The organism is Chromobacterium haemolyticum DSM 19808 (assembly GCF_000711885.1).
Taxonomy (GTDB): Bacteria; Pseudomonadota; Gammaproteobacteria; order Burkholderiales; family Chromobacteriaceae; genus Chromobacterium; species Chromobacterium haemolyticum.
The window spans coordinates 98,815-125,301 of record NZ_JONK01000011.1 but is presented as its reverse complement, the minus strand read 5'-3'; the positions used below and the strand labels follow the sequence as shown (position 1 = coordinate 125,301).

General features: G+C 61.6%; 27 protein-coding genes and 2 tRNA genes. 11 read left to right on the top strand and 18 right to left on the bottom strand.

The features are described from left to right. Nucleotides 1–429, top strand: a 429-nt coding sequence (locus BR71_RS24980) for a BON domain-containing protein (RefSeq protein WP_156038912.1), incomplete at its 5' end; no start/stop codon positions are given. A 432-nt stretch (nucleotides 430–861) separates the two neighbouring features. Here BR71_RS24980 and ruvA read toward each other — a convergent pair. Genes ruvA through amgK form a run of 4 tightly spaced genes read right to left on the bottom strand, consistent with a single transcriptional unit; the run spans nucleotide 862 to nucleotide 3,791 of the window. Next, the gene (gene ruvA, locus BR71_RS08615; protein WP_019100526.1) at nucleotides 862–1,455 is read right to left on the bottom strand and encodes a Holliday junction branch migration protein RuvA; all 594 of its coding nucleotides are present in this window, start codon (nucleotides 1,453–1,455) and stop codon (nucleotides 862–864) included. A 38-nt stretch (nucleotides 1,456–1,493) separates the two neighbouring features. After that, on the bottom strand, nucleotides 1,494–2,045 hold the full coding sequence (gene ruvC, locus BR71_RS08610) for a crossover junction endodeoxyribonuclease RuvC (protein WP_019100527.1): 552 nt from the start codon (nucleotides 2,043–2,045) through the stop codon (nucleotides 1,494–1,496). Nucleotides 2,046–2,049: 4 nt separating this feature from the next. Next, nucleotides 2,050–2,757 carry an N-acetylmuramate alpha-1-phosphate uridylyltransferase MurU gene (gene murU, locus BR71_RS08605; RefSeq protein ID WP_208854854.1) on the bottom strand — a complete coding sequence of 236 codons (708 nt, stop codon included), beginning with the start codon at nucleotides 2,755–2,757 and terminating at the stop codon, nucleotides 2,050–2,052. Between the two features lie 2 nt (nucleotides 2,758–2,759). Next, a complete protein-coding gene (amgK, locus tag BR71_RS08600; RefSeq protein WP_043635689.1) occupies nucleotides 2,760–3,791 on the bottom strand; it encodes an N-acetylmuramate/N-acetylglucosamine kinase AmgK in 1,032 nt (343 codons plus the stop codon). Between the two features lie 74 nt (nucleotides 3,792–3,865). On the opposite strand from amgK, the gene BR71_RS08595 reads away from it, so the two are divergent. From BR71_RS08595 to pdxA, 3 genes are read left to right on the top strand one after another with little or no spacing between them, the layout of a single operon-like run. Next, on the top strand, nucleotides 3,866–6,139 hold the full coding sequence (locus tag BR71_RS08595) for an LPS-assembly protein LptD (RefSeq protein WP_043635737.1): 2,274 nt from the start codon (nucleotides 3,866–3,868) through the stop codon (nucleotides 6,137–6,139). Nucleotides 6,140–6,148: 9 nt separating this feature from the next. Further along, nucleotides 6,149–7,438: a peptidylprolyl isomerase gene (locus tag BR71_RS08590; RefSeq protein ID WP_194427100.1), complete on the top strand. Its 1,290-nt coding sequence runs from the start codon at nucleotides 6,149–6,151 to the stop codon at nucleotides 7,436–7,438. Nucleotides 7,439–7,440: 2 nt separating this feature from the next. Next, nucleotides 7,441–8,421: a 4-hydroxythreonine-4-phosphate dehydrogenase PdxA gene (pdxA, locus tag BR71_RS08585; RefSeq protein WP_043635682.1), complete on the top strand. Its 981-nt coding sequence runs from the start codon at nucleotides 7,441–7,443 to the stop codon at nucleotides 8,419–8,421. A gap of 1 nt (nucleotide 8,422) precedes the next feature. Here the strand turns inward: pdxA and BR71_RS08580 are convergent, their stop codons facing one another. The 3 genes from BR71_RS08580 to BR71_RS08570 are packed head-to-tail and all read right to left on the bottom strand — an operon-like array spanning nucleotide 8,423 to nucleotide 10,378. Beyond that, nucleotides 8,423–8,929, bottom strand: coding sequence for a TPM domain-containing protein (locus BR71_RS08580; RefSeq protein ID WP_043635678.1), 507 nt, complete (start codon nucleotides 8,927–8,929; stop codon nucleotides 8,423–8,425). Next, nucleotides 8,929–9,774: a TPM domain-containing protein gene (locus BR71_RS08575; protein ID WP_043635674.1), complete on the bottom strand. Its 846-nt coding sequence runs from the start codon at nucleotides 9,772–9,774 to the stop codon at nucleotides 8,929–8,931. Before BR71_RS08575 ends, BR71_RS08580 begins: the two co-directional genes overlap by 1 nt. Nucleotide 9,775: 1 nt before the next feature. Beyond that, nucleotides 9,776–10,378 carry a LemA family protein gene (locus tag BR71_RS08570; RefSeq protein ID WP_085951887.1) on the bottom strand — a complete coding sequence of 201 codons (603 nt, stop codon included), beginning with the start codon at nucleotides 10,376–10,378 and terminating at the stop codon, nucleotides 9,776–9,778. Between the two features lie 306 nt (nucleotides 10,379–10,684). Between BR71_RS08570 and BR71_RS08565 the strand changes: the two genes are divergently transcribed. Next, nucleotides 10,685–14,536, top strand: a complete 3,852-nt coding sequence (locus BR71_RS08565) for a DUF3683 domain-containing protein (protein WP_043635672.1) — start codon at nucleotides 10,685–10,687, stop codon at nucleotides 14,534–14,536. Nucleotides 14,537–14,551: 15 nt separating this feature from the next. Then, nucleotides 14,552–15,100, top strand: a complete 549-nt coding sequence (locus tag BR71_RS08560) for a cysteine hydrolase family protein (protein ID WP_043635669.1) — start codon at nucleotides 14,552–14,554, stop codon at nucleotides 15,098–15,100. Nucleotides 15,101–15,150: 50 nt separating this feature from the next. On the opposite strand, the gene BR71_RS08555 is transcribed toward BR71_RS08560, so the two are convergent. The 3 genes from BR71_RS08555 to paeA all read right to left on the bottom strand — a co-directional run bounded on the left by BR71_RS08555 (nucleotide 15,151) and on the right by paeA (nucleotide 18,969). Continuing rightward, on the bottom strand, nucleotides 15,151–16,761 hold the full coding sequence (locus BR71_RS08555; RefSeq protein ID WP_043635665.1) for a glycosyl hydrolase family 18 protein: 1,611 nt from the start codon (nucleotides 16,759–16,761) through the stop codon (nucleotides 15,151–15,153). A gap of 518 nt (nucleotides 16,762–17,279) precedes the next feature. Continuing rightward, nucleotides 17,280–17,612: a hypothetical protein gene (locus BR71_RS08550; RefSeq protein WP_208854853.1), complete on the bottom strand. Its 333-nt coding sequence runs from the start codon at nucleotides 17,610–17,612 to the stop codon at nucleotides 17,280–17,282. A gap of 58 nt (nucleotides 17,613–17,670) precedes the next feature. Continuing rightward, the gene (gene paeA, locus BR71_RS08545; protein ID WP_244269601.1) at nucleotides 17,671–18,969 is read right to left on the bottom strand and encodes a polyamine export protein PaeA; all 1,299 of its coding nucleotides are present in this window, start codon (nucleotides 18,967–18,969) and stop codon (nucleotides 17,671–17,673) included. 179 nt (nucleotides 18,970–19,148) lie between these two features. Between paeA and BR71_RS25070 the strand changes: the two genes are divergently transcribed. Then, nucleotides 19,149–19,814, top strand: a complete 666-nt coding sequence (locus BR71_RS25070) for an HIT domain-containing protein (protein WP_081862602.1) — start codon at nucleotides 19,149–19,151, stop codon at nucleotides 19,812–19,814. 261 nt (nucleotides 19,815–20,075) lie between these two features. Beyond that, on the top strand, nucleotides 20,076–20,912 hold the full coding sequence (locus tag BR71_RS08535; protein ID WP_043635657.1) for a sulfurtransferase: 837 nt from the start codon (nucleotides 20,076–20,078) through the stop codon (nucleotides 20,910–20,912). A gap of 2 nt (nucleotides 20,913–20,914) precedes the next feature. Here BR71_RS08535 and BR71_RS08530 read toward each other — a convergent pair whose 3' ends face one another. Beyond that, complete coding sequence (locus tag BR71_RS08530) at nucleotides 20,915–21,508, bottom strand: RBBP9/YdeN family alpha/beta hydrolase (RefSeq protein ID WP_043592317.1); 594 nt, start codon at nucleotides 21,506–21,508, stop codon at nucleotides 20,915–20,917. Then, entirely contained in the window at nucleotides 21,508–22,284 is a 777-nt protein-coding gene (locus BR71_RS08525) for an exodeoxyribonuclease III (protein ID WP_039753942.1), read from the bottom strand. Before BR71_RS08525 ends, BR71_RS08530 begins: the two co-directional genes overlap by 1 nt. A 74-nt stretch (nucleotides 22,285–22,358) precedes the next feature. On the opposite strand from BR71_RS08525, the gene pyrE reads away from it, so the two are divergent. Together pyrE and BR71_RS08515 are read left to right on the top strand one after the other, a co-directional pair. Then, the gene (gene pyrE / locus BR71_RS08520; protein ID WP_019100590.1) at nucleotides 22,359–23,003 is read left to right on the top strand and encodes an orotate phosphoribosyltransferase; all 645 of its coding nucleotides are present in this window, start codon (nucleotides 22,359–22,361) and stop codon (nucleotides 23,001–23,003) included. Further along, a complete protein-coding gene (locus tag BR71_RS08515) occupies nucleotides 23,003–23,596 on the top strand; it encodes a DUF4124 domain-containing protein (RefSeq protein ID WP_043635654.1) in 594 nt (197 codons plus the stop codon). Before pyrE ends, BR71_RS08515 begins: the two co-directional genes overlap by 1 nt. A 13-nt stretch (nucleotides 23,597–23,609) precedes the next feature. On the opposite strand, the gene BR71_RS08510 is transcribed toward BR71_RS08515, so the two are convergent. From BR71_RS08510 to BR71_RS08490, 5 genes are all read right to left on the bottom strand, one after another. Beyond that, nucleotides 23,610–23,939 (bottom strand): hypothetical protein, encoded by a 330-nt coding sequence (locus BR71_RS08510; protein ID WP_052370440.1) that lies wholly within the window; start codon nucleotides 23,937–23,939, stop codon nucleotides 23,610–23,612. 35 nt (nucleotides 23,940–23,974) lie between these two features. Then, nucleotides 23,975–24,409, bottom strand: a complete 435-nt coding sequence (locus tag BR71_RS08505; RefSeq protein WP_233620821.1) for a YbaN family protein — start codon at nucleotides 24,407–24,409, stop codon at nucleotides 23,975–23,977. Next, nucleotides 24,406–24,987, bottom strand: a complete 582-nt coding sequence (locus BR71_RS08500) for a biliverdin-producing heme oxygenase (protein WP_043635651.1) — start codon at nucleotides 24,985–24,987, stop codon at nucleotides 24,406–24,408. Before BR71_RS08500 ends, BR71_RS08505 begins: the two co-directional genes overlap by 4 nt. A gap of 253 nt (nucleotides 24,988–25,240) precedes the next feature. Continuing rightward, nucleotides 25,241–25,316, bottom strand: a tRNA-Lys gene (locus BR71_RS08495). Between the two features lie 37 nt (nucleotides 25,317–25,353). Continuing rightward, a tRNA-Lys gene (locus tag BR71_RS08490) sits at nucleotides 25,354–25,429 on the bottom strand. Nucleotides 25,430–25,687: 258 nt separating this feature from the next. On the opposite strand from BR71_RS08490, the gene BR71_RS08485 reads away from it, so the two are divergent. Next, nucleotides 25,688–26,125: an FxsA family protein gene (locus tag BR71_RS08485; protein ID WP_043635647.1), complete on the top strand. Its 438-nt coding sequence runs from the start codon at nucleotides 25,688–25,690 to the stop codon at nucleotides 26,123–26,125. Here the strand turns inward: BR71_RS08485 and BR71_RS08480 are convergent. Then, nucleotides 26,119–26,415, bottom strand: coding sequence for a DUF167 domain-containing protein (locus BR71_RS08480; protein ID WP_019100311.1), 297 nt, complete (start codon nucleotides 26,413–26,415; stop codon nucleotides 26,119–26,121). The genes BR71_RS08485 and BR71_RS08480 overlap by 7 nt on opposite strands. Between the last annotated feature and the right edge of the window lie 72 nt (nucleotides 26,416–26,487).

The following is a 26,487-nucleotide window of genomic DNA, read 5'->3' as shown; positions in this document are numbered from 1 at the left end:
ACCGCAGCCAAAGGCGACGCCAGCGCTCCGGCCGAGCAAGCCCAACGCGCCACCGCAGCCAAAGGCGACGCCAGCGCCCCGGCCGAGCAAGCCCAACGCGCCACCGCGGCCAAAGGCGACGCCAGCGCCCCGGCCGAGCAAGCCCAACGCGCCACCGCGGCCAAAGGCGACGCCAGCGCTGCTGAAGCTTTTATCGCCGAAGCTACGCCAAGCGCAGCCACCGGTCTGAACCAGGCGGTTCAGGAAGCCGTCGCCAAAGCCGCGGCTCAGGTTGGCGCCAATATCCAGACCAGTGTGAAAGCAGGCGAAGTCACCCTGAATGGCACCGCGCCTAGCGAAGAAGCGCTGCGCCGCGTAGCTGAAGAAGCCTCCCGCGTGCCGGGCGTGACCTCGGTGCGCACCAACGTCACTCTCAAAGCCGCTGGCTAATTCCGCTTTCATTCATCGGCGCGCAACCCGCCTGGCTCGCTTGCCCTGACCTGTCGCGCCGATACTCGCTTTACCCGGAGTCGTCCCAAGGAACACACGCATGTGTGCCCGCCTCCATTCGCCGCCCTTCTGGGCGGCTTTTTTTATGCGAGGCCAACGCACACCGCGGTCCCTCTTAGAGCCACTAGCAAAACCTCGCAGTCCACCTGAGCCAAGGCGTGCCGACGCAGGCAGTACCAGTCGTACGACAAGGAGGCGCAACGCAGGATCAGGGGTTTTGTTCGCGGGTCTTAAACCTGTTCAAAGTCTGCTGCGCTTCGGCGATACGGCGTTAAAAACAAGCTCAAAATGCTCATGTACCACGTGTACATTCCGCTTTTTCGCTCGTTTTCGCCTTGTCTCGCTCTTGCTCGCAAGATCGTAAACAGGTTCTTAAAACTTCATCAGACTCTTCAAGGCAAGACGCACGCCCTCGCTCACCGTCACGTCAGCCGGCAAGCCCTTGGTGGCGGCGGCAGCCTCCTTCTCGTTGTACCCCAGCGCCAACAAGGCGTTGACGATGTCGCCCTTCTCATCCGGCGTGGCGGCGAAAGCCAGGCCTCCCGGGGCGGTCAGATTGCTGCCGGTGGCCAATTTGCCGCGCAACTCCAGCACCAGGCGTTCCGCGGTTTTCTTGCCGATGCCCGGCACCGCGGACAGGCGTTTGATATCCTCGCTGGCCACCGCCACCGCCAAGTCGTCGGTAGTCATGCCGGAGAGGATCGCCAGGGCGATCTTGGCGCCGATGCCGGTTACCTTCACCAATTGCCGGAAGGTCTGTCTATCCTCCTTGCTGGCGAAGCCGAACAGCAGGTGGGCGTCTTCTCTTACCACCAGGTGGGTGAACAGCGTGGTTTTTTGACCCAGAGCCGGCAGTTGGTAAAAAGTGGTCATCGGCACATCGATTTCATAGCCGACTCCGTTGACGTCCAGCACCACTTGCGGAGGGAGTTTTTCGATGAGGTTGCCGCTCAGGCGTCCAATCATGTTCGGGTTCTTTCTTCAAGCGATTACAGGCACGCCGGCTACACCAGCCGGCCGCCTCGAATTTTCAGGCCGCTTTGCGCCAGCTGGCCTAAGGCTCCGGCGCTGAGGTTGGCGTGCGCCAAGGCCACCGCCAACGCATCGGCGGCATCGGCCTGGGGCGTGCCGGACAAATTCAGCATACGCACCACCATGTGTTGCACCTGCTCCTTGGCGGCCTTGCCGTGACCTGCGACGGACTGCTTGACCTGCAGCGCGGTATATTCCGCCACCGGCAAATCCCTCAACACCAGCGCAGTAATGCAGGCGCCGCGCGCTTGACCCAACATCAGCGTGGCAGCGGGATTAACGTTGACGAACACTTGCTCTACCGCCGCCGCCTGCGGCCGGTAGGTATCGATCACGCCGAACAAGCCGTCGACGATCACGCGTATGCGTTCACTCAAGGGCGCGCCCTGCGGCGTGCGGATGCAGCCGGAGGCCACGTAATGGCGCTGCTGCCCCAGCAAATCGATCACCCCGAAGCCGGTAATGCGACTGCCGGGATCGATGCCGAGAATACGACGCGCGCCGGGAAGAGACGAAGCCGACATTTCCTCAGCCCGGACCGGCGCGCAATTGCGCATCCAACTGCTGCAATTGCTGCGGCGTGCCTACATTGTGCCAGACGCCGTTGAAGTACTCGCCGCTGGCCCGCCCCGCCGCGATCGCGGCATCGTAGAACGGGCGCATCGGCGCGAAACGGCCCGCGGGAAGCCCGGCAAACATACGGGTATCGTAAAGACCGATGCTGGAGAAAGTCAGTTTGCGCTCGCCGTCGGCTCGCAAGCCCCCATCCGGTGCCAGCGCGAAATCGCCACCGGCGTGGAAGTCCGGATTATCGGTCATCACCAGGTACATTCCCGGCTCTTCCCGCCGCTCCAGCGCGTCCAGCCGCGGCAGCAGGCAGGCATAGTCATAATCGGTGTAGATGTCCGCCGCCACGCACAGAAAGGCGAGCTCTCTGCCTTCTCGCAATAGGGGCAAGGCTTTGGCGATGCCACCGGCGGTCTCTAATGGCTTGCCCTCGGCGGAGTAAGCGATACGTGCGCCAAAGCGGCCGCCGTCACCCAGTGCCCGTTCAATCTGCGCCCCAAGCCAGGCGTGATTGATCACGATATCGGCGAAACCCGCAGCCACCAGGCGTTCGATCTGCCAAACAATCAAGGGCTTGCCGCCCACGGCCAACAAGGGCTTCGGCGCATGGTCGGTCAGCGGCCGCATTCGCTCGCCGCGGCCGGCGGCCAGAATCATGGCTTTAGGCATGCTCACCCCTTGTAACTCATTACCGGATAGGCCGACTGCAGTTCTTCGTCGGTCTGATCCTTGCCCACCAACTGCAGCAGCAATTGATAGAACGGCGCCAGTTCCTGGTAACGACGAGTGGTGCGTTTCAGATATTTGATGAAACGCGGAATCTCCTCGCGATACTTGTCCTTGCCGTCTCGATGGAACAAACGCGAGAAGATGCCAGCCACTTTCAAGTGGCGCTGCACCCCCATCCACTCGAAATCACGATAGAAAACATCGAACTCCGCCGGCACCGGCAGGCCGGCGGCGCGCGCCTTTTCCCAATAGCGGATCGCGATATCGAGCACAAAAGGCTCTTCCCATTCTATAAAGGCGTCGCGCAACAGGCTGACGATGTCATAGCTCACAGGGCCGTACACCGCGTCTTGGAAATCCAACACCCCAGGCTTCCCTGGGGTCAGCATCAGATTGCGCACAATGAAATCCCGATGCACAAACACCTTGGATTGGGCCAGCAACACCGGCAGCAAGGCCTTGACCCCAGCGTCCCACAACTGACGCTGGGCAACATTCAACGGTCGTCCCAATTCTTTGGCACAGAACCATTCCGGAAACAGATTCAACTCGCGCGTCAGCAGCGCTTCGTCGTATTCCGGCAACACCCCCGGCTGGCTGGCGGATTGGATCTCCACCAAGGTATCCAGCGCCTCCAGCAGCAGATGGCGCTGCACCTGCTCGCGCCCATCATGCTCCAAGGCCGCCAGATAGGTCACCCGGCCCAGGTCCTCCAGCAATAACAGACCTTGTTCGCGATCACGGGCCAGCAGCTTGGGAACATTGACCATGGCGAAAACATCGCGCACTTGCACATAGGCGTCGGTGCTCATTTTTTCCGGCGGCGCATCCATCACGATGCAACTCGCGCCATCCGGCCAGGTCGCACGGAAGTAGCGCCGGAAGTCGGCATCCGCGGCGGCGAATTCGAGCCCGAGGTCCTGCCCCGGGTACAAATCCGCCAGCCATTTTTTGATGAGTTCCTGTCTATGCATGTCGCTTCGTCTTGGTGCTGATAGAATTGGCTGATTTTATACTGCCCCGCCGCCCCTTAGATATGGCTTTGTGCATGCCCAGAATCAAACCCAATCCGATAGCCTTGGCGCTGGCGGCCGCGTTTTCACTGCAGCCGACGCTGGCCTTGGCCGATGAAGACGCCCCGATCGCCCTGCCCACCCCGCCCAAGGCCGAAGGCCAGACCCACGTCACCGCCGACGATATGGACGGCGAGATGAATGTGGAGCTGAAGGCCCGCGGCAACGTGGTGGTCACTCGCGACGACCAGAAGCTGGAGTCCGACTGGCTGGACTATTACCAGAACAAGGACCGAGTCAAGGCCGGCGACCGCTTCAAAATGACGCGCGGAGTCGATGTGGTGACCGGCACCACGCTGGATTACAACGTGGCCAACTACAGCGGCACCGGCATGGACCCGGTATTCGCCATGGGGAAACCCGTGCCCGCCGCCAAAGGCGCGCCTGCCAGCGCCCGCCCCATGAGCACGGTGCCAATGCGCGGCGACGGCCAGCAAGTGGACTTCCGCGGCCAGAACCAGTACCGGGTCTACAACAGCCGCATCAATAGCTGCGAACCCGGCGATGACTCCTGGTATTTGAACTCCTCGCTGCTGGACCTGGACTATGTCAACGGCGTCGGCACCGCCCGCAACGCGCGGCTGAATTTCTACGGCGTGCCCATCCTGTACACGCCGTGGATGGATTTTCCGCTCAACGGCAACCGCAAAAGCGGTTTCCTGCCGCCCACCTTCAAGACCGGCAGCAACGGTACTGAAGTGGCGCTGCCTTATTACTGGAATATCGCGCCCAACTACGACGCGACCATCACTCCGCATTTCAACGACAAGCACGGCACCATGCTAGGCGCGGAGTTCCGCTACCTACAGCCCAATTACTCCGGCTCGATCTACACAGAGCAACTGCCCAAGGACAAGGTCACCGATAAAAATCGCTACGCTTGGTATGCGAGCCATAACCAGACCTTGGCCCCGGGTCTGACTTTCGGCTACACCGCCAACTACGTCTCGGACCCCAACTACTTCAAGGATTTTGGCGACCGACTCAGCATCGCCACCAACGTCAACCTAGTACGAGAAGCCTTGCTCAGCTACGGTTTCGGCTGGCAGGGCGGTTCGGCCAACGCCACCTTGCGCGCGCAGCGCTACCAGACTCTGCTGGAGAACCCCGCCCCCGGCGATATCCCTTACGCGCGGCTGCCGCAACTCATCTTTAACGCCAACCAACAGTTGCCCCAAGGCTTCAGCGCCAACCTGCAGAGCGAGTTGACCCGCTTCTCCCACCCGACATTGCAAAACGGCGACCGCCTGGTCGCCTATCCCAGCCTCACCTGGAGTCTGGACAAGAGCTGGGGCTTTATACGACCCAAGATCGGCATGCATCTGACTGAATACCAGTTGGATGCGCTGCCTGGGCAGCAAAGCCGCTCGGTGTCACGCAGCCTGCCCATCTTTAGCACCGACGCCGGCCTCTACTTCGACCGCGATACCGAGTTCTTGGGACAGGATCACCTGCTGACGCTGGAGCCGCGACTGTTCTATGTCAATATCCCGACGCGCAACCAAAACAATCTGCCCAACTTCGACACCTCGGAGAATGATTTCAACTTTGCGCAGTTGTTCACCGAGAACCGCTTTTCCGGATCTGACCGCATCAATGGCGCCAATCAGCTGACCACGGCGCTAACCAGCCGCCTGATCAACCAGGAAAACGGTATGGAACGGATCCGGCTGACCGTGGGCAAGCGTTACTATTTCAATCAGGACGACATCTCTCTGGCCGGCGTGCCGAGACAGCGCACCGTCAGCGGCTCCAATCTCTTGCTGGGCGCCAGCGGCGACCTGGCCCAGGGCTGGCGGCTGGACAGCTCCTACGAGTGGAATGAGGCGCTGAAAACCACCGAACGCTACAACGCCCAGCTGCGCTACAACCCGGCGCCCGGCAAAGTGCTCAGCGCGCGCTATCGCTATGGCCGCTACGAACAGCTCGACAACACCTCCTTGTACGGTCCCTTGCGCCAAGTCGACATCGGCGCGCAATGGCCGATCGCCAAGAAATGGTATGCGCTGGGCCGCTACAATTACTCGCTGGCCGACCGCAAGCCGCTGGAACAACTGGCCGGATTCGAGTACAACGACGGTTGCTGGTCGGCGCGGCTGGTCGGCCAGCGCTATGTCAGCGACCTGACCACCACCAAGAACGCCATTTATTTCCAGCTGGAATTCAAGGGACTTGGCGGCTTCGGCAACAATCCGCTCAACACGCTGAAGCTGGCGATTCCCGGCTATAGCAAGACTAACGATTTATAAGCGATGATCATGAAACAGACTCTGCTCGCCCTGCTGCTAGCCGGCGCCCTGCAAGGCGCCATCGCCGCTCCCGCAACCCCGGTCAAAGAAGTGGACCGCATCGTTGCAGTGGTCAACAAGAATGTGATCACCTGGCTGGACCTGCAAACCCGCGTCGACGAGGCCATCAAGCAGCTTCAGGCTCAGAAAGTCACGCCGCCAGCGCGCGCCGTGCTGGAAAAGCAAATGCTGGAACAGATGATCACCGAGGAGGTTCAACTGCAGTACGCCGCCAGCGGCGGCCTGCGCATAGACGACGCCGCCGTGGATCAGGCGGTGGCCAATCTGGCCAAGCAGAACAAGATGGACGTTGCCGGCCTGAAAGCCCAATTGGCCAAGGAAGGCCTAGCCTTCGACAAGCTGCGCGCCGAAGTCCGAAAAGAACTGACCATCGCTCGCTTGCGTGACAGCGAGGTCGCCGCCAAGGTCAACGTCAACGAAACCGAAGTCGACCAAGTGCTGAAAAGCGCACAGAGCGGAAACCGCGCCGAATACCACCTGGCCAGCATCCTGGTCAATGTTCCCGAACGCGCCGACGCCAAGCAGATCGACACCCTGTCGAAGAAAGCCGAAAAAGCGCTGGCGGAGCTGGAGGCGGGACAGTCCTTCGCCAAAGTATCGGCCAGCTACTCCGATGCGCCCAATGCGCTGAAGGGCGGGGACATGGGCTGGCGCAGCGCAGTGTCGCTGCCGGTTGAATTCGTGCAGATGCTGGAACAACTGAAAACCGGCCAGCACACCAATGTGATCCGCACCCAGCAAGGCTTCTTCATCTTCCAACTGCAGGACAAGCGCGACAGCGGCGCGCCGATGATGGTGGAGCAATATCATGTGCGCCACATTCTGATCCGCACCAACGAAGCGGTGTCGGCCAGCGACGCCAAAACTCGCATCGAACAAGTGCGTGATCGCATCCAGCGCGGCGCCAAGTTCGCCGACATGGCCAAGCTCTACTCCGAAGACGGCAGCAACGCCAAAGGCGGCGATCTGGGCTGGGTCAATCTGGGCGACTTGGTGCCGGATTTTGAAAGCGCGATGACGCAATTGCCCATCGGCCAACTGTCGCAAGCGGTGCGCACCCCCTTCGGCTGGCATTTGATCCTGGTGGAAGGCAAGCGCAATCAGGACGTGTCCGGCGACCGCGAGCGACTGGCGGTCAAACAGCAGATCCGTTCCCGCAAGATCGAACAAGCGTACGCCGACTGGGTGCGCCAGCTGCGCGATTCGGCCTTCGTCGAAGAACGGCTGGACGAGAAGTAAGCATGGACGTCCCCGTATTGGCCGTCACCACCGGCGAACCCGCCGGCGTAGGCCCTGACTTGGCGCTGAGGCTGACGGAAGCCGGAACCGGCTCGCGTTGCGTGCTGATCGGCGACAAGGCCATGCTGGCCGCGCGTGCGCGTCAGCTTGGCCTCTCGCTTACGCTGCATGATTACGCGCCCGGCGCTCCCGCCCCCAAACAGGGACTGGAAGTTTGCGATGTGCCGCTGGCGGCCGCCGCCGTCCCCGGACAACTGGACCCGGCCAATGCCGGCTATGTGCTGGCGACGCTGGACCGCGCCATAGACGGCTGCTTGGCCGGAGAATTCGCCGCCATGGTCACCGCGCCGGTGCACAAGGGCGTGATCAACGATGGCGGCGTCGCCTTCTCCGGCCATACCGAATACCTGGCCGAACGCACGCGGACTTCCAAAGTAGTGATGATGCTGGCCGGTGGCGGCATGCGCGTGGCGCTGGCCACGACTCACCTGCCGCTGCGCGATGTCTCTGACGCCATCACGACGGACAATCTGGAACAAGTCATCCGCATCCTGCTCGCGGACCTGCGCGCCAAGTTCGGCATCGCCGCGCCGCGAGTGCTGGTGGCGGGCTTGAATCCGCACGCGGGCGAAAGCGGTCATCTGGGGCGCGAGGAAATCGAAATCATCGAACCCTTGCTCACTCGGCTGCGCGGCGAGGGCATGGACCTGATCGGGCCCCTGCCCGCCGATACCCTGTTCAATCCGGACAAACTGCGGCATTGCGACGCGGTGCTGGCGATGTATCACGACCAAGGCTTGCCGGTGCTCAAGCACGCCAGCTTCGGAGCCGGCATTAATATCACGCTGGGCCTGCCCATCATCCGCACCTCCGTCGACCACGGCACCGCGCTGGACCTGGCCGGCAGCGGCCGCGCACATCCCGGCAGCTTGTTCGAAGCCGTGCAGCTGGCGACACAGCTCGCCGTCAACGCCGCCAGCTGACTCAGCGGACGATCACCTCGTCCGGCAGCTCGTTGACGCCGGGTCCATGCCGGCGCGGCGCATGCTCGATCAATAAGGCGTGTATGCGCCGCAAGCCTGCTTCCAGGCCGGCCACCCGCTGGCGCTCCGCCATTGCGCGGCTGACTTCGGCGCAAATGTCCTCCCAGGCCTGGGGCGGTACCCGCCGATCAATGCCACGGTCGGCGATGATTTCAATGCGACGCTCCGCCAGCAACACGTACACCAACACGCCGGTGTTTTCCTCGGTGTCCCATACCCGCAACAGACCAAACCACTCCAACGCCCGCTCGCGCGCGCTCATGCCGCGCCAGGCGTCTCGCCAGTCCAGCGCCGACTCCACCACAAAGCGCAGTTGGCCCGCATGCTCACGCTCCGAAGCCGCGATCCCCTGCTGCAAGCGCGCCAATTCCGAAGCGGGAAACCACCGCCGCGCCAACCAGCCGGTGCTGGCCAAGTGACGCAGCGCTCTACTCCATGATTTCCACATCACCAATCTCCCGAAGCGCCGCCGCCGCCAAAACCCCCGCCGCCGCCGGACCAGCCGCCGCCTCCGCGGCTGCCTCCAGATCCGCCTCCCCAACCGCCGCCTCCTCCGCCACCGAACGAGACGCCATGGGAACCGATCACCAGGCAAAGCAGCGCCGCCACCGCGCCGGCCAACAAGGCAAACATGACGCCGGCGCCCAACAGCAAGGCAGCGACAATGCCCAGACATCCCATGATGAAGCTGCCGATCAGCCGCCCGAACAGACGGCTAACCACGCCGGCGCCGAACAAAACCGCGAACGCCAACGCCGGCCAGCTATCCTCCCAGCCCTGCTGCTGGGTCTGAGCCGGGGGCGACGACAGCTTCTCCCCCTCTATCAGGCCCTCCAGCTGTGCAATCGCCGCCTGTATGCCCTGGAAGCGCAGCCCCTGTTTAAACAGCGGACGCAGCGTATCCTGCAGGATGCGCTTGGCGTAAATATCCGGAATCGCGCCCTCCAGGCCGCGTCCCACCAGCAGTTGGCTCTTGCGCTGGTCCGCAACGATCAGCAACAACACCCCGTCGTCTATTCCCTTGCGGCCCAGCTTCCAGGCATCCATCACCCGAGTGCCGTAATCAAACGGCGTCTCCGGCTCCACCGACGGCACGATCAACACCGCCAGCTGGCTGCCCTTGCGCTGATGAAACGTCAGCAATTGCTGTTCCAATTGCCCTCGCTCGTCCACCGATAAGAAGCCGGCAAGGTCCACCACGGGGGAGCTAGGCGGCGGCACCGCCAGCTCCGCTCGCGCCAACTGCACGCATAGCAGCAACGCGAAGCCCAAGCAACGCCATAGCGCCGTCATCTTATTTGCTCGCCTCCGGCTCGCCGAAGTTGACCTGAGGCGCGGCGGAGATGGCCTTCTCATTCTCCACCGTGAAATTAGGCCGGGTTTTCAGGCTGAACATCATCGCGGTCAAATTATTGGGGAAGGTGCGCACCGTGCTGTTGTACGCCTGCACCGAATCGATATAGCGCTTGCGCGCCAGCGCAATGCGGTTTTCGGTGCCCTCCAGCTGCGCCTGCAGATCGCGGAAGGATTGATCCGCCTTCAGCTGCGGGTAATTCTCCGACACCACCAGCAAGCGTGACAGCGCCGAACCCAGCTGATTCTGCGCCGCGGCGAAGTCATTGAGCTTTTTTTCGTCCGTCGCCATCGATGGATCCACCTGGATGCTACCCACCCGCGCCCGAGCGGCGGTCACCTGGGTCAACACGTCTTTTTCATGCTTGGCGTAGCCTTGCACCGTCTTGACCAGATTGGGGATCAGGTCCGCGCGTCGCTGGTATTGATTGATGACTTCGGACCAGGCCGCGTTGGCCGCCTCGTCCTGAGTCTGCATCGCGTTGTAGCCGCAGCCACTCAGCGACGCCGCCAGCAGCAAGGCCATAGCCCACTTCTTCCACATCATCACATTCTCCATTCCCGTCGTGGCCGCGCCATCCCGATCAGCGCGGCGCGTTCAAGCCTCAGTTTACCCATAAAAAGCATAAAATCAGCAGCTTTCGCCCTGTAAATGGAATAGCGCACACCATTCCGTCCCCAGCGCGGCCAAGCCGCCGAGATGGGCCCGCTCTGTCTTGCCCAACAATATACAATCCGCTCCAATATCTTGAAGTAAAGAAGGAAATCCCTAGTGAATGCGGGTTTTTCGCAACGCAACAATTGGGCTACACTGGTGGACGTTTTTCCAATAATGACAGCTGCACGGACAATGACCACCACCACCCAAGCCCGTGTGCGGGAGATCCCGTACAACTACACCTCGTATTCCGACCGCGAGATTTTCATCCGCCTGCTGGGCGCGCCGATGTGGAAACTGCTGGAGGAGCTGCGCGCCGAACGCAAGACCGGCCGCTCCGCCCGCATGCTGTTCGAGGTCTTGGGCGATATCTGGGTGGTGGACCGCAATCCCTATCTGGTCGACGATCTGCTGGACAACCCCAAGCGGCTGGCGGCCTTGGTGGATGCGATGCGCCACCGGCTGGCCGAGGTGGAAAAGCGCCGCGAGGGCAACGACAAGGTGGGCAAAATGCTGACGGCGGCGCGTGCCGCCGTCGAGCGCTTCGCGGAACAGTTCGAAGACACCCGCGAGCTGCGCGCCAAAATTCTCAAGAAGCTGTCCCGGCTCACCCGCCGCGACAACATCCAGTTCGACGGCCTGTCCCGCGTCGCCCACGTCACCGACGCGACGGACTGGCGAGTCGAATATCCGTTTGTAGTGCTGAGCCCGGACAGCGAGGCTGAAATCGCGCCGCTGGTGCGCGCCTGTATTGAGCTGGGCCTCACCATCATCCCCCGCGGCGGCGGCACCGGTTACACCGGCGGCGCGGTGCCGCTGGACCGCATGAGCGCAGTGATCAATACCGAGAAGCTGGACCGCCACCTCGGCGTCGAACAGATCGAGCTGCCCGGCCTGGACGGCCCCCGCGCCACCATACAGTGCGGCGCCGGCGTGGTCACCGCCCGCGTCGCCGAGGCCGCGGCGGCGGCCGGCTTGGTGTTCGCGGTGGACCCCACCTCGGCGGAGGCCTCCTGTATCGGCGGCAATATCGCAATGAACGCCGGCGGCAAGAAAGCAGTGCTGTGGGGCACCACGCTGGACAACCTCGCCAGTTGGAAAATGGTGGACGCGGACGGCCAATGGCAATTCATTGAACGCCTGGGCCACAACTACGGCAAGATCCACGACGTCGACGTCGCCCGCTTCCGCATCAGCCAGCTCAAGGATGACGGTCGCACCGTCGTATCCAGCCGTCAGCTGGACATTCCCGGCAGCGCCTTCCGCAAAGTGGGCCTGGGCAAAGACGTTACTGACAAATTCCTGGCCGGCCTGCCCGGCGTGCAAAAAGAAGGCTGCGACGGCATCATCACCAGCGCGCGCTTCGTGCTGCACCGCATGCCCAAGCATATTCGCACCGTCTGCCTCGAATTCTTCGGCACCGTGGCCGAAGCCACGCCGGCCATCGTCGAAATCACCGATTTGTTCAAGCCCGGCGGCGCCGCGCTGGCCGCCGGCGTGCAGCTGGCCGGCCTCGAACATCTGGACTGGCGCTATGTGCGCGCGGTGTCCTATGTGACCAAGGCCAAAAGCAAGGGCCGGCCCAAGATGGTGTTGATTGCGGACCTCGTATCGGACCACGAGGATGCGGTGGCGGAAGCCGCCAGCCAAGTGGTGCGGCTGGCCAATGCGCGCCACGGCGAGGGCTTCATCGCCATTACCCCGGAATCGCGCAAGCGCTTCTGGCTGGACCGCAGCCGCACCGCAGCCATCGCCAAGCACACCAACGCCTTCAAGATCAACGAAGACGTGGTGATTCCGCTGCCGCGGCTGGGCGACTACAGCGACGGCATCGAGCGCATCAACATCGAATTGTCGATCCAGAACAAGCTGCGCCTGCTCGACACCCTGACCGAGTATTTCCACGGCCGGCTGCCAGTGGACAAGCTGGACACCAATCTGCCGTCAGAAGAGCTGATCGGCGACCGCCGCGCCTCGGCGCTGTCCCAGCTCGCCATCACTCGCGACCGCTGGCAGTGGCTGTTGGAACACCTTGACCGTCCCTTCCACGAATACCGCGAACGCTGGCCGCACGCGCCGCTGGAGGACGCCACCGCCGCTCCAGACACCGTATTTCACGCGCTGCGCGATCTGGTCGTGCGCGTCAGCTGGAAGCGCGAAATGCAGGCGGAACTGGAACAACTGTTCTCCGGCAACACCGACGGCCCCATTCTGGCCGCCATCCGCGCCATCCAGCAAAAAGTGCTGCGCAGCCGCGTCTTCGTCGCCCTGCACATGCACGCCGGCGACGGCAACGTCCACACCAACCTGCCGGTCAACTCCGACGACTACGAGATGCTGCAAACCGCGCACAAGGCGGTGGAACGCATCATGGCGCTGGCGCGCGCGCTGGGCGGCGTGATTTCCGGCGAGCACGGCATCGGCATCACCAAGCTGGAATTCCTCAGCGAGGAGGAAATCGCCCCTTTCCGCGCCTACAAACAGCAAGTGGACCCCAACGGCCACTTCAACCGCGGGAAACTGCTGCCCGGCGCCGACCTCGCCATGGCCTATACCCCGTCGTTCTCTTTGCTGGGCGCCGAGTCTCTGATTCTGGAACAGTCCGACATCGGCGCCATCAGCGACTCGATCAAGGACTGCCTGCGCTGCGGCAAGTGCAAACCGGTATGCTCCACCCATGTGCCGCGCGCCAATCTGCTGTATTCGCCGCGCAACAAGATACTCGGCGTCGGCCTGCTGACCGAGGCCTTCCTCTACGAGGAACAGACCCGCCGCGGCGTCAGCCTCAAGCACTTCGAGGAACTGTCCGACGTGGCCGACCATTGCACGGTCTGCCATCGTTGCGTCAAACCTTGCCCGGTCAAGATCGACTTCGGCGATGTTTCGGTGGCCATGCGCAACTTCCTGCGCAAGACCGGCAACAAGAGCTTCAACCCCGGCACCGCCGTCGGCATGGCCTTTCTTACCGCCAAGGATCCGGCCACCATCAAGGCGCTGCGCACAGGCTTGGTCGGCGTCGCCTACAAAGCCCAACGGCTGGGCAACGCGGTGGGCAAACGCCTGGGGCTGATAGGCTCCCAGACCCGGCAACCTCCGGCCACCGTCGGCAAGGCTCCGGTCAAGGAGCAGGTGATCCACTTCATCAACAAGCCCATGCCCGGCGGCCTGCCCAAGAAAACCGCGCGCGCGCTGCTGGACGTGGAAGACGCCAGCATCGTGCCCATCATCCGCAACCCCAAGCTCTCTGAAGACGCTGAAGCGGTGTTCTACTTCCCCGGCTGCGGTTCGGAGCGCTTGTTCAGCCAAGTCGGCCTCGCCACCCAGGCCATGCTGTGGCATGTCGGCGCGCAGACAGTGCTGCCGCCCGGCTATCTGTGCTGCGGCTATCCTCAGACCAGCGCCGGCTATCAGGACAAGGGCGACGCCATCACCACGGAGAACCGGGTGCTGTTCCACCGCGTGGCCACCACGCTGAATTATCTGGACATCAAAACCGTGGTGGTCAGCTGCGGCACCTGCTACGACCAGTTATCGCAATACCGCTTCGAGGACATCTTCCCCGGCTGCCGCATCATCGACATCCATGAATACCTGATGGAAAAAGGCGTCAAGCTGGACGGCGTCGGCGGTCAGCAGTACCTGTATCACGATCCCTGCCATACACCGATGAAGGCCTATCAGCCGATGAAGGTGGTCAATGAACTGCTGGGCGGCGGCGTGGCTCTTTCGGACCGCTGCTGCGGGGAATCCGGCACCTTTGCCGCCAGCCGGCCGGACATCGCCACCCAGGTGCGCTCGCGCAAGGAAGAGGAAATCAACAAGAATCTGCAAACCCTGACCGGCGGCGCCAAACCGGCCCAACCGGTGAAGATCCTGACCTCCTGCCCGTCCTGCCTGCAAGGTCTGTCGCGCTATAGCCCGGATACCGGCACCGAGGCCGACTATATTGTGGTGGAAATCGCCAAGCATGTGCTGGGCCCGGATTGGTTGAAACAGTACGTGGAGCAAGCGCGCGATGGCGGCATCGAACGCGTGCTGCTGTAAGCGAGGAGGTTGGCCATGGGCAATAAAGCGCTGATCGTCATCGATGTTCAGTACGGTCAGATCGAAGGCAGGCCTCGCGCCGGCCGCGCCGACGCCGTGTTGGCCAACCTCAACCGCGCCATCGCGCTGGCGCGCCGCCAAGACATGCCGGTGATCTTCATCCAGCATGACAGCGGCCCCGGCAGCGATCTGGCGCGCGACAGCGAGGCCTGGCAGCTGCACCCGGCGCTGGCGCGGCTGGACAACGACGCTGTGGTTCACAAGCGATTCAGCGACAGCTTCCAGCGCACCACTCTGAGCGAGCTGCTGCGCGGCAGCGATGTCGACGAACTCTGGCTGGCTGGCTCCGCCACCGAATTTTGCGTGGACAGCACACTGCGCTCGGCCATGTCGCAGGAGTACACCGTCACGCTGATCGCCGACGCCCACACCTGCAAACCGCGGCCGGGGCTGAGCGCGGAACAGGTCATCGATCACTTCAACTGGGTGTGGTCCAATCTGGACGAAACACCCAAGCCCTTGCGGGTGCGCGAGATCGCCGAACTGGAAAAGAGCGCGGCTTAAACAAAAAACCGCCGGGCATGCCCGGCGGCGTCTCTATGGCGACTGCCGGCTTACTTCAGCGGCGATGCGGCCGAGGTCTTGGCCGCCGCCTTCTTCTTGGCCGCGGCGGCATCCTGACGCACTTCGCTGGTGGTCTTCAGCAAGGTGCCCTGGGCGTCGTCGCCATCCAAGGACCAGCTAAACACCCCGCCCAGCTGTTGCTGACGCACATAGTCAAGCTTGGTGCGGATGGTGGCCGGGTCGTCATAGCTCCAGAACTCGTTGCCGTCGTAAGTCCACAGCTGCTTGCTCACCGGATGCACAAACTGCTTGGCGGAGCGGGTTTTCAGCACTTTGTAGTCCTCAATGCCGGCTTCGTAAGTGCCTTTGCCCGCGCCGGTGGCCACCTGGTACAAGCCATCGCCCTTGGGTCCGGCCGCCACGCCGGCCCAGCCGCGTCCATAGAACGGGATGCCCACGTTCAGCTTGGCCTTGGGCACGCCGGCCTTGACCAAGGTCTGGATCGAGTCGTCCACATTGTAGTAAACGCGATCTCCGGTCACCGGAGCGGCCGGATCGCGGAACAGATTGGACTGGAAGTTGGTCGGCCCTTTTGCGTCCCAGCCGCCGTTGAAGTCGTAGGTCATCACATTGATCCAGTCCATGTAGGCCGCGTACTTGGCCGGCTCGGTCTGGCGGATTTTATCGACACCGGAGCCAATGGCCGCGGTCAGGTAGTATCGACGCTTGTTCTGCGAGGTCAAGGCATCCAACTGGCTGCGGAATTCCGCCATCAGCAAGGTGAAGTTCTGCTTGTCGTTGGGGTCCACGCTATTGCTCGGCAGACCGCCGCCACCCGGGTATTCCCAGTCGATATCGATGCCGTCGAACACCCCCTTGGCCGCTCCGGCACCGCCGGCGTTCTCGCCCACCGGCAAATTGCCTTTCAGGTACAGGTCGATGCAGGACGCCACCATGGCCTTGCGGCCGGCGTCGGTGGCGGCGAATTTGCCGAAATTCTTAGACCAGGTCCAGCCTCCCAGCGAAATCAGCACTTTCAGCGAGGGGTTGGCCAGCTTCAACTTGCGCAATTGGTTGAAGTTGCCGCGCAACGGGTCGCTCCAGGTGTCGGCCTTGCCGTCCACCGACTCGTTGGCGCCGAAGGACTTCTGGTAATCGGCCCAAGCATCGCCGCCGTCGCCGTTGCCGTTCTCCGCGCGAGTCACCATGCCGCATTTGCCGTCGGCGTAGACATTGCCGAAAGCGTAGTTCAGGAAGGTCAGCTTCTTGTCGCCGCCTGCGTCCACCAGATTGCGCAGCTTGTAATTACGGCCGTAAATGCTCCATTGCGCAAAATAGGAACCAACATGGCGGCCCACCGTCGGCGTCGGCTCGGGCGGCACGCCCGTGCCCGGCCCGGGGCCGGGGTCGCCGCCGCCCGGGATGCATTCGCTAGCCGGCCTCTCCTCCCACGGTCCCCATTGATCCGCGCCCGGCTGATTGTTCTGCGTCCACCACTTGGCGCGCCAGGTCTTGTTGGCGTACAAGGCGTAATCGCCGCCGTTATAGGTCTGCGCATTGCTCCACGCGCTGCAGGCCGGCGCGGCGAACGCCGCCGCGCTGCTCAACAACAAGCCAGCCCCTCCAAACAGCGCCGACAACGTCAACGAAAGTTTCGACATTCGGACCTCCTCAATTCTGTCAGTGATCACGGCAGCGTCATGCTGTCCCCGCTGCAGCACCGCAAGCCGGCGTTTTAGTTCGGACATGTGGTATTACAGTGGTATCAGATTCGAGCAATCACTCCACGACTGCCAACCCAAATTTCACCAACCTGTCCTTAATAACAGTTAAAACAGGTCAAAATGATTGCCTTACGTTGATACTGATGCGGCGGGTGCACAAAAAGTGACAAAAAATCATAATTTCGTTGATTTGATGGAATTTATCGCAAATAAAGCAGAAAAAAGGACGTAAAAACGCAGTTGGAGAGAGCTATTTCCTCAGAAAGAAAACAAGCCAAGCGTAGGAGAGTTGCCTGTTGGCAATTGGAGACAAAACTTCACAGAACAAGCAGAGACTTCACAAAGCCATGCCACTACAAAACCATTACATTTTTAATCACACCCTAAACCAGCCAGCCAACAATACAAAAAGGAGGCCGTAGCCTCCTTTCGATACCCTGCCTGTAGCCGCAGAATCAAGCCGCTTTTTTCACATGCGCTTTTTTGTGGTGATGCTTCTTGGCATGCTTCTTGGCTGCTTGGGCTTTTTGCGCGGCCGGAGCGGAAGCCGCTTTCTTGGCGTGCTTCTTGTGATGGTGCTTCTTGGCGTGATGCTTCTTGGCATGCGCCGGAGCGGCAGCCTTGGCGGCCGGAGCGGAAGCGTCGGCGGCGAAGGAGGCAGCGGAAGTCAGGCCGAGTACGGAAGCCAGAATCAGTGCGGCGATATTTTTCATGGTGTTTCTCCAAATCTGCGACTTAGCGGTTGTCAGGGCACCGTCCTGGTGCATCCTTGTATTCATCATATGCAAGCCGACTCGCCGCAGTCTGTGAGGCCTGTGTTAAATCATGTAACCGATCGTACAAAGCTCAAGTTTGCGCCGGCTCCTTGCTGGCCACCCGCGTGACCAGAATCTGATCGATCTTGTGGTTGTCGATGTCCACCACCTCGAACTTGTAACCTGCGTATTGCACGCAATCGGTGCGCCGCGGAATCTTGCGCAGCATATACATCATGAAACCCGCCACCGTCTCGTAGTTCTGATCGTCGGGCAATTCGTCGATCTCCAATACCCGCAGCACATCCTCCACAGGCGTGATGCCGTCCACCAGCCAGGAGTTCTCGTCGCGCTTGACGATCTGTTCCTCCTGCCCCTGCCCCACCATATCGCCCATCACCGTGGACATCACATCGTTAAGGGTAATCAGACCCACCACAAAACCATATTCATTCAGAATGACGGCGAAGTCCTCTCGAGTGCCCTTGAATTGATCCAAGGATTCCGACAAGGTCAGGGAATCCGGAATCATCAGCACCGTTTTCAACAAACCGGGCTCCTTCAAGGAGATGGCGCGCCCGGCCAACACCCGCCGCAGCAAGTCCTTGGAGTCAACGTAGCCCACCACATTGTCGATGCCGTTGTCGCAGACCAGAAACTTGGAATGCGGCTGCTCGGCCACTTTCGACTTAATACTCTCCTCTCCCTCGTCCAGGGTGAAGTAGATGATGCTCTCGCGCGGCGTCATCGACGACGGCACCAGCCGGCTTTCCAGTTCGAATACGTTTTCAATCACTTGATGTTCTTGCCGATGCAGCACGCCGGCTTCAGCGCCGGCGTCCATCATCGCCGAAATATCGTCGCTGGTGATTTCGTCGCGCGGGCTGGTGGGCATGCCCGCCAAACGCAGCAATACGCCGGACATTTCATTGAACAACCACACCAGCGGCTTGAACAGCAGCACCATGAACAGCATCGGCCGCACAATGCGAACTGCCACAGACTCCGCCGCCACCATGCCCACGCGCTTGGGCGTCAAGTCGGCGAAGAGGATGAATAGGCTGGTCACCAGCAGGAAGGAAGCCAGAAAACCCAGGCTCTGCGCCAGTTCGGGGGACAAGAAAAAACCCAGCACCCGGGCGAAGAAAGGCGTGAACGCCGCCTCGCCGACAATACCGCCGAGAATAGCCACCGCATTGACGCCGATCTGCACCACGGTGAAAAAATGGCCTGGATGCTCCTGCAAGGCCAAGACCTTCCCGGCGTTGTCGTTGCCCTCGTCCAACATTTGACGCAAACGGATCTTGCGCGAGGCCGCCAGCGATATCTCCGACACTGAGAAAAAGGCGCTGGCCAGGATCAGCGCCAGAATAATCATCATATCCGTCATCAAGCTCTCCATTTTTGCCCGCCGCAGCGCCTGAACACCGCACAGGCGACGGCATACGGCAGAAGGCATGATAAATAGTTCAAATCATAATTTCCGTAATGATAGCAGCGAACCGGGGTTTAGCCGAAGCTCGCGGCAACCGTTACAATAAGGTTCCCGCATTTCAAAAGGCCGCCATCATGGATTGTGAATTGTGCCGTGGCCCGTCCGGCCAAGTATTGCACGAAGACGACCGCCTAAAAGTCCTACTGGTCGACGAGGAAGGCTATCCCGGCTTCTGCCGGGTGATCTGGAAGGCCCACATCAAGGAAATGACGGACCTGTCCCCCTGCGACCGTTTGCACCTGCTGGACTGGGTCCATAACGTCGAAGCCGCGCTGCGGCGCTGCACGCAAGCCGACAAGATCAATCTGGCCAGCCTGGGCAATATGGTGCCGCACCTGCATTGGCACGTGATTCCCCGCTTCGCCGACGACGCCCATTTCCCCGCCCCGATCTGGGCTGCCGCCCGCCGCCAAGGCCCCCCGCGCGCCTGGCCGCAGCTGGCGGAACAATTACGCCGGCAGCTCGCCTCTTCTCAGAGCCATTGCTGGCTGGACTATCAGATCCAGGTCGATCAGATACCGGACGGGCTCGAAGGCGCCGATTTAGCCTGCTACCGCTTCTTCGCGGAATCCGGCCTGGCTTGGCCTGTCAACGGCATTGACGCCGATGGACGTCACTGGCTAGCCCTGCGCCGCTGCGGCCGGGATGGCGCGGAACAAGTGGACACCTTGCGCCTGGAGCCCGGCAGCTACCGGCAACTGCCCTGTTCTCGCCTTTATCAAGCCGAACTCCTGCGCTGAGAGCGTGTTTACGCTCTCGCGAGTCAAGGCGAAAACGGCTGAAAAAGCGGAGTGTAGACACGGCGCACGAGCATTTTGAAGACGCGCCCACCGTGCAACGCTCCACGACACGTAGCAGATCGTAAACAGGTTCTGAGACCCGCTGGCGGTCTTCCGCATCGTAAAAGGCCGGATCAACACGCCTAATGCCGCTAACCAGGCAACGGATTCGACAAGCGCAGGACCAGCAGCCCCACCTCCCCAATCTGAAAGAGGAATGCCATGCACCAAACCTTGATCTCCGCGGAACAACTGGCGGCTCTGCCGGCTGAACGCCTTGTGATTCTGGATTGCCGCTTCCGGCAGGAACAAGCGGATTATGGCTTGACCGTCTATGAAGCCGGCCATCTGCCAAACGCGCATTACCTGAATCTGGAGTACCACCTTTCCGGCAGCAAGACCGGCGAAAACGGCCGTCACCCGCTGCCTGACGGCAGCCGCTTGGCCGTGGACTTCGGAGCAATCGGCATCACCCCGGACACCCAGGTCGTCGCCTACGACGACGCCGCCGGGCAATACGCGGCCCGCGCCTGGTGGTTGCTCCGCTGGCTGGGGCACTCCGCGGTTGCGGTGCTGGACGGCGGCATCCAAGCCTGGACCCGGGCCGGCTACGCTCTAGACAAGCAGGCCGCGGAACGCCGCCCCTGCCGTTTCTCGATCAGACCGGCGCTTGAAGACACCGTCGACGCCTCCGCCGTGCTGGCCAATATCGAGCAAGCGGCTTTCACCGTGGTAGACGCTCGCTCCACCGAACGTTACCGCGGCGAAGGCGAAACACTGGACCCGGTGGGCGGCCATATCCCCGGCGCGGCCAATCGCTTCTTCATGCACAACGTAGACGCCGACAACCGCTTCAAGCCGGTGGAACAACTACGCGCCGAATGGCTGGCCGTGCTTGGCGACGCCGATCCGACGAGCATCGTTCATCAATGCGGCTCCGGCGTCACCGCCTGCCACAACCTGCTGGCGATGCGTCACGCCGGTTTCGAAGGCGCCCGGCTCTACCCCGGTTCCTGGAGCGAGTGGTGCAGCGATCCGACGCGGCCGGTCGCCCGCTAGACTCAGGCCAGCATCAGTTCCTGCAGCAGATCCTGGCCGAAGCGCCAATGCCCAAGACGCGCGGCGCTGCCTAAATGCCCATTCGCGCCGGCGTCAACCAAGGGACAGCCCCAAACGCGGGCCATCGCCTCCGCCTCCGCCATCTCGCAGAACAAGTCGTCGCGGCTGGCCACCAGCAAGGCGGGGGCGGGCAAGCGCAGCGTGGGCGCACTGAAGCCGGCAAACGCAGGCAAGGGCGCGTCATCCGGCAATTCGCCGCTGGCTCGCGCCCGCGCCTCGCTGATGGGCAAGGCCGGCGGCGCCACCAGCAACAGCCCTTGCAAGCGCTTCTGTTCAGACAGGGACAAGGTGCGCAGCCAGGCCGCCGCCGCATGACAGCCCAGGCTGTGCGCCGCCAGCAGCCAGCGGCCCGGCACCTGCTCCAGCGTGCGCCTGATGCCCTCTACCCAAGCCTCGCATTCCGGGTACAGCCAATCGTCTTGCTCCACTCTGCGCGCCAACGGATAGCAGCGCTCCCAACTGGTCTGCCAGTGTTCGGCGCCGGAGTTACCCCACCCCGGTACCGTGATCAAAGTGACGTCGTCCTCGTCCAACATCACAGGCTCCGCTCGTAATCGACGATCAGCGGCGCATGATCGGAAAACTTCTCGTCCTTATACACCGATGCGCTGCGAGCTTGCGCCATCAACGACGGCGTCACAATGTGGTAATCGATGCGCCAACCCACATCCTTGGCGTAAGCCTGGCCGCGGTTGCTCCACCACGTGTAGCCCGGCGTGTCGGGGTACAGGCGGCGCCACACGTCGCACCAGCCCACGCGGTCCAGCAAGTCGGTCATCCAGGCGCGCTCTTCCGGCAGGAAGCCGGAGTTCTTCAGATTGCCCTTCCAGTTTTTCAGATCGATCTCGTTATGAGCGATGTTCCAGTCGCCGCAGATCACGATGTCGCGGCCGGCCGCGCGCAGCGTTTCCAGATGCGGCATGAACACGTCCAGAAAATCGAATTTCACTTGCTGGCGCTCATCGCTGCTGGAGCCTGACGGCAGATACAGTGAAATCACGCTGAGATTGCCGAAGTCCAGTTGCAGAAAACGGCCTTCGGCGTCGATCCAATCAACGCCCAATCCCTCCACCACCGCATCCGGCTGATGACGGGTATACAGGCCCACGCCGCTATAACCTTTCTTTTCCGCATAGTGGAAGTAACCGGTCATCCCGTCCGGCTGTCGCATGCGTTCGGACAAGTCGGCCGCCTGGGCCTTCAGTTCCTGCACGCAGACAAAGTCGGCGTCTATGCCAGCCAACCAGTCAAAGAAACCTTTTTTATCGGCGGAGCGGATGCCGTTCAAATTAGCGGAAACGATTCGAAGCAAGAGACTCTCCCGTGATATGCTTGCCGGCAATTTTTTCAGCCGTTCAAACAGTTAACAGTTAATAAGGAGTAACGATGAGCGATTTCCGTCAGGATTTTATTCGTTTTGCGCTCGACAAGCAGGTTTTGAAGTTTGGCGAGTTCATCACCAAGGCCGGCCGCAAGTCACCCTACTTCTTCAACGCCGGCCTGTTCAACGACGGCCTGTCCACTTTGAACTTGTCCCGCTTCTACGCCAAGTCGATACTGGAAAGCGGCGTGCAATTCGACATGCTCTTCGGTCCGGCCTATAAAGGCATCATCCTGGCAGCCGGCGCGTGCATGGCCATGGCGGAGCAAGGCCGCAATGTGCCCTTCGCCTACAACCGCAAGGAAGCCAAGGACCACGGCGAAGGCGGCACCCTGGTGGGCGCCCCGCTACAAGGCAAGGTTCTGATCATCGACGATGTGATCTCGGCCGGCACCTCGGTGCGCGAATCGGTGCAATTGATCCGCGCCGCTGGCGCCGAACCGGCGGGGGTGGCCATTGCATTGGACCGCATGGAGCGCGGCAGCGGCGAATTATCGGCGGTGCAGGAAGTAGCCCAGCAACATGGCCTGCCGGTCATCGCCATCGCCACGCTGAAAGACCTGCTCGGCTTCCTGGAACATAGTCCGGAACTGGCGGCACACTTGGACGCAGTGCGCGCCTATCGGGCGCAATACGGAGTCAACGACTGATGAAACCGCTTGCCGGATTCGCGCTACTGATACTGGGAACCGTCGCCTATGCCGGCGGACTCTACAAGTGGGTGGACGAGTCCGGCAAAGTGCATTACAGCGACTCGCCTCCGCTCCAAAGTCAGCAGCAGGGCGTTGCCGAGCTTTCCAAGCAGGGTTCCGTCACCAAACCGGCGGAAAGCCCCGCCGCGCGCCAAGCGCGAGAGGCCGCCGAAGCGGCGCAAAAACAACGCGACGCCCATCAACTGGAAAATACCCGCCGCGACAACGCGCTGGTGGAAAGCTACGCCAACCTGCAGCAACTGCAAGCCGAGCGGGCCAAACAACAGGCTGTGCTGCAAAGCGCGCTGGACGCGCTACAACAACGCGCCCGCGGCCTGACGCTGCAGATTCAAGGCATTCAGCAGGACATTGCCCAGAGCCTGCGCAACAAACAAGCGCCACCGCAAAACAGCCAACGCAATCTGCATGTGCTGCAGTCGGAACAAAGCGAACTGGCCAAGCAGATCTCCATCAAGCAGCAGGAGCTGGCCGCGTTCCGCCAAAAAACCCAGAACGATCTGAACCGTTACCGGCAATTACGCGGCGAATAGCGCGCCGGTCGCATTACTGTCCGCCGTCCTTGCGCTGCCAAGCCTCGTTCAAGGCCTTGGTGGCCGCCTCGCTGATCTGCGCCGCGGCGGCTTGAGCCGACTTCGCCGCCTCCAATTCCGCGTTGGCCCCGCTCAAGCCCGCCTGCGCTTCCGCCAAACGCTGTTCCGCCTTAACCTTGTCGGACTCGGCCTGCGCCAAACGCGCATCCGCCTTTTGCTGCGTGCCACGCACTTGCTGGTAGTACATCTGTGCTGCCAACAGCTGTTCATCCGCCGTCTGCGCCAAAACCAGCGCCGGCAACGCCAGTGCGGCCAAGACCGCTACGATCCCGTTTACCTTCATCACACAGCTCCCGTTTTTGGTGTAGATGCGCAAGCTTAACGCGGCGGAAGCGTTTTGGCTAAATCCGGCTGCGGCGCCAAGACCGGCTTCACATGCGAAGGCCGCGACAACAAATAAAGCAAGACGCTCAGCTCAATCGCTCCTACCAGCCACGGGACCCAGTGCGGCGGCCGCGTCAGCAGCAGAGCGGCGAAACCCATGCCCATGCCCAGCGCGGCAAAACACTTGGCCTTGACCGGCACCACGCGCTGCTCGCGCCAGCGGCGCAGCCCCGGTCCGTAACGCGGATGCGCCAATAGCCGCTGCTCCAGCCGCGGGGAGGATTTGCTGAAGCAGGCTAGCGCCAAAATCAGGAAGATCGTAGTGGGCATCACCGGCAACAGCGCGCCGATAATGCCCAAGACCAGCATCGCCACGCCGGCGCACAAGTAGAACCAGCGCACCGCGGGGTGCCGCGCGGGATGACTCAAGCGTACACCTGATCCAGATGGCGGTTCATGCAGGCAAACGCAGCCACCGCGCCGGCGGTAACGCGCTGCTCGGCCGCCTCGTCCAGTTGCAAGCCGTCCAACACGGCGGTGAAGGCGCGCCAGTGACGAGCGCGGCCATCCGGATGGCCGGCCAGGTGGCGAGCGCCGCAGTTCTCATCCAAGCCCAACTTGCCAGCCAGCTTGTAAAGAATTGCCGCGCCCAGTTTGGAACCCTCTACCACGTAGAGCCAACCCATCGCGCTCGCCACGTCCAGCGTGCTGCTGATCGGCGCTTCGCGCAATTCCGGCAGCGGCCGGTCCAGATCACGCAGATCGGCGGCGATGCTGTCGTAACGGCGGCGCTCGGCCAGATCCGGGAACAAGCGCGCCAGCTCAGGATTGTCGTAAAGCGCGTCGGCGTCTCGCAGAAAGCGGTATTGCGCCAGCAAAAAGCGCGCGTAGTTTTCACGAGTGGCGAACGGCTGATTCGCCATGATGCGTTGGTCCAGCGCATCGTGCGTTTCGTGGGTGCGGGCTTTCAGGTCCTGGGTGCGGGTGTTCTCGACAACGGTAGTCATGCTCTGCGTTTCCTATTTGATGCGAAACCGAAGGTCCGCGCTCGACAGCGCGGACGGCGGGATGATGCGGTTAACTCGCCATTATAATGCGAATGATTCTTACAATCATTATCAAATTTACCATAGCAAGGCCATTGACGCACCGAGACCCATCAAGGCACAGACAAACATGGGGAGAGGAAACACAGAACACGGGAGGTAAAGCAAAAACAAAAAGGCCAGTTCTCGCGAACTGGCCTGATTGCTATAAATTTGGTGGGTCGTGCGGGATTCGAACCTGCGACCAACGGATTAAAAGTCCGCTGCTCTACCAGCTGAGCTAACGACCCTCGAACAAAACTCTTGGCAATTTCCAGTATCGGAAACTGGTGGGTCGTGCGGGATTCGAACCTGCGACCAACGGATTAAAAGTCCGCTGCTCTACCAGCTGAGCTAACGACCCAAGAGAGAGCGCAACTATAATGAAACAGTTCAGGGTCGTCAACGGGTTTTTGTATTTTTTTTCATGAGAATGACACTGACACGCACGGGAAAGCCGGATTGAAACGGGAACCGAAGCGTCAAGATATCATCTAAGCCCGAACGATAATTCCAAGCCGGCCTTGAAAGCCGCCCAGCCATACCCATGTGTACAACAAGGGGTCAGATTGACTCGTCCGTCGTCTTGATCGCGACACCCACTTATCGGATTCAGTTGCCCATGCGCACCTTCCTCATCCTGCTGTTGCTGTACCCCTTCGCAGAAATCGCCGCCCTGGTGGCTTTGGCGGATCGCTTCGGAGGTTTAGCCGTTTTCCTGTTCGTCGTACTGTCTTCCTTGCTGGGCCTGTGGATGCTGCGCAATCAGCAGATCGGCGCCTTGTTCACCTTGGGCAGCGTGATGCGCCAGGGCGACCGGGTATCGCTGTATTCCTTGCTCTGGCCGCTGCGCTACTTGCTGGCGGGCGTGTTGTTTCTGATACCAGGCGTCATCAGCGACCTGGCCGCCGTACTATTGCTGCTGCCTTTCAAAGGCCCCAGCATCGCCGTCAATACCCACTCGGCGCAGGGGCCCGGCCCCGCCGCCAACCCAGACATCATTGATGGAGAATATACTCGGGTGGACAAAACCACTCCGCCCGACCGGCGCCTTCACTGAAGGTCCAGCCGCTGCAGAGCGTCCTCTTCAGAGGCCTCGCACTGAAGCAAAACCACCTTGCGCCGGCTCTTGTCGCCGGACAATAGTTGGACGTCGCGCTTGGCCACGGAGAAGCGTTGCGCCAGCCAGGCCAGCAGGGCCGCATTGGCCTTGCCGTCCACCGGCGGCGCCGCCAAGCGTATTTTCAGGCAGTCTCCATGTTCTCCCGCCGCCTCGGTTTTCTTGGCGCCGGGCTGCACGTGCAGAGTAAGACGGATGGTGCCGTTACGGCAGTCCAGCCAAGGTTTCATGATTTTTTCCCGCAAATCGGGAGAGTGTAGTCCAAAAGACCCAGCGCCGGCGTCAGCCGGCGAGGCGTCGGC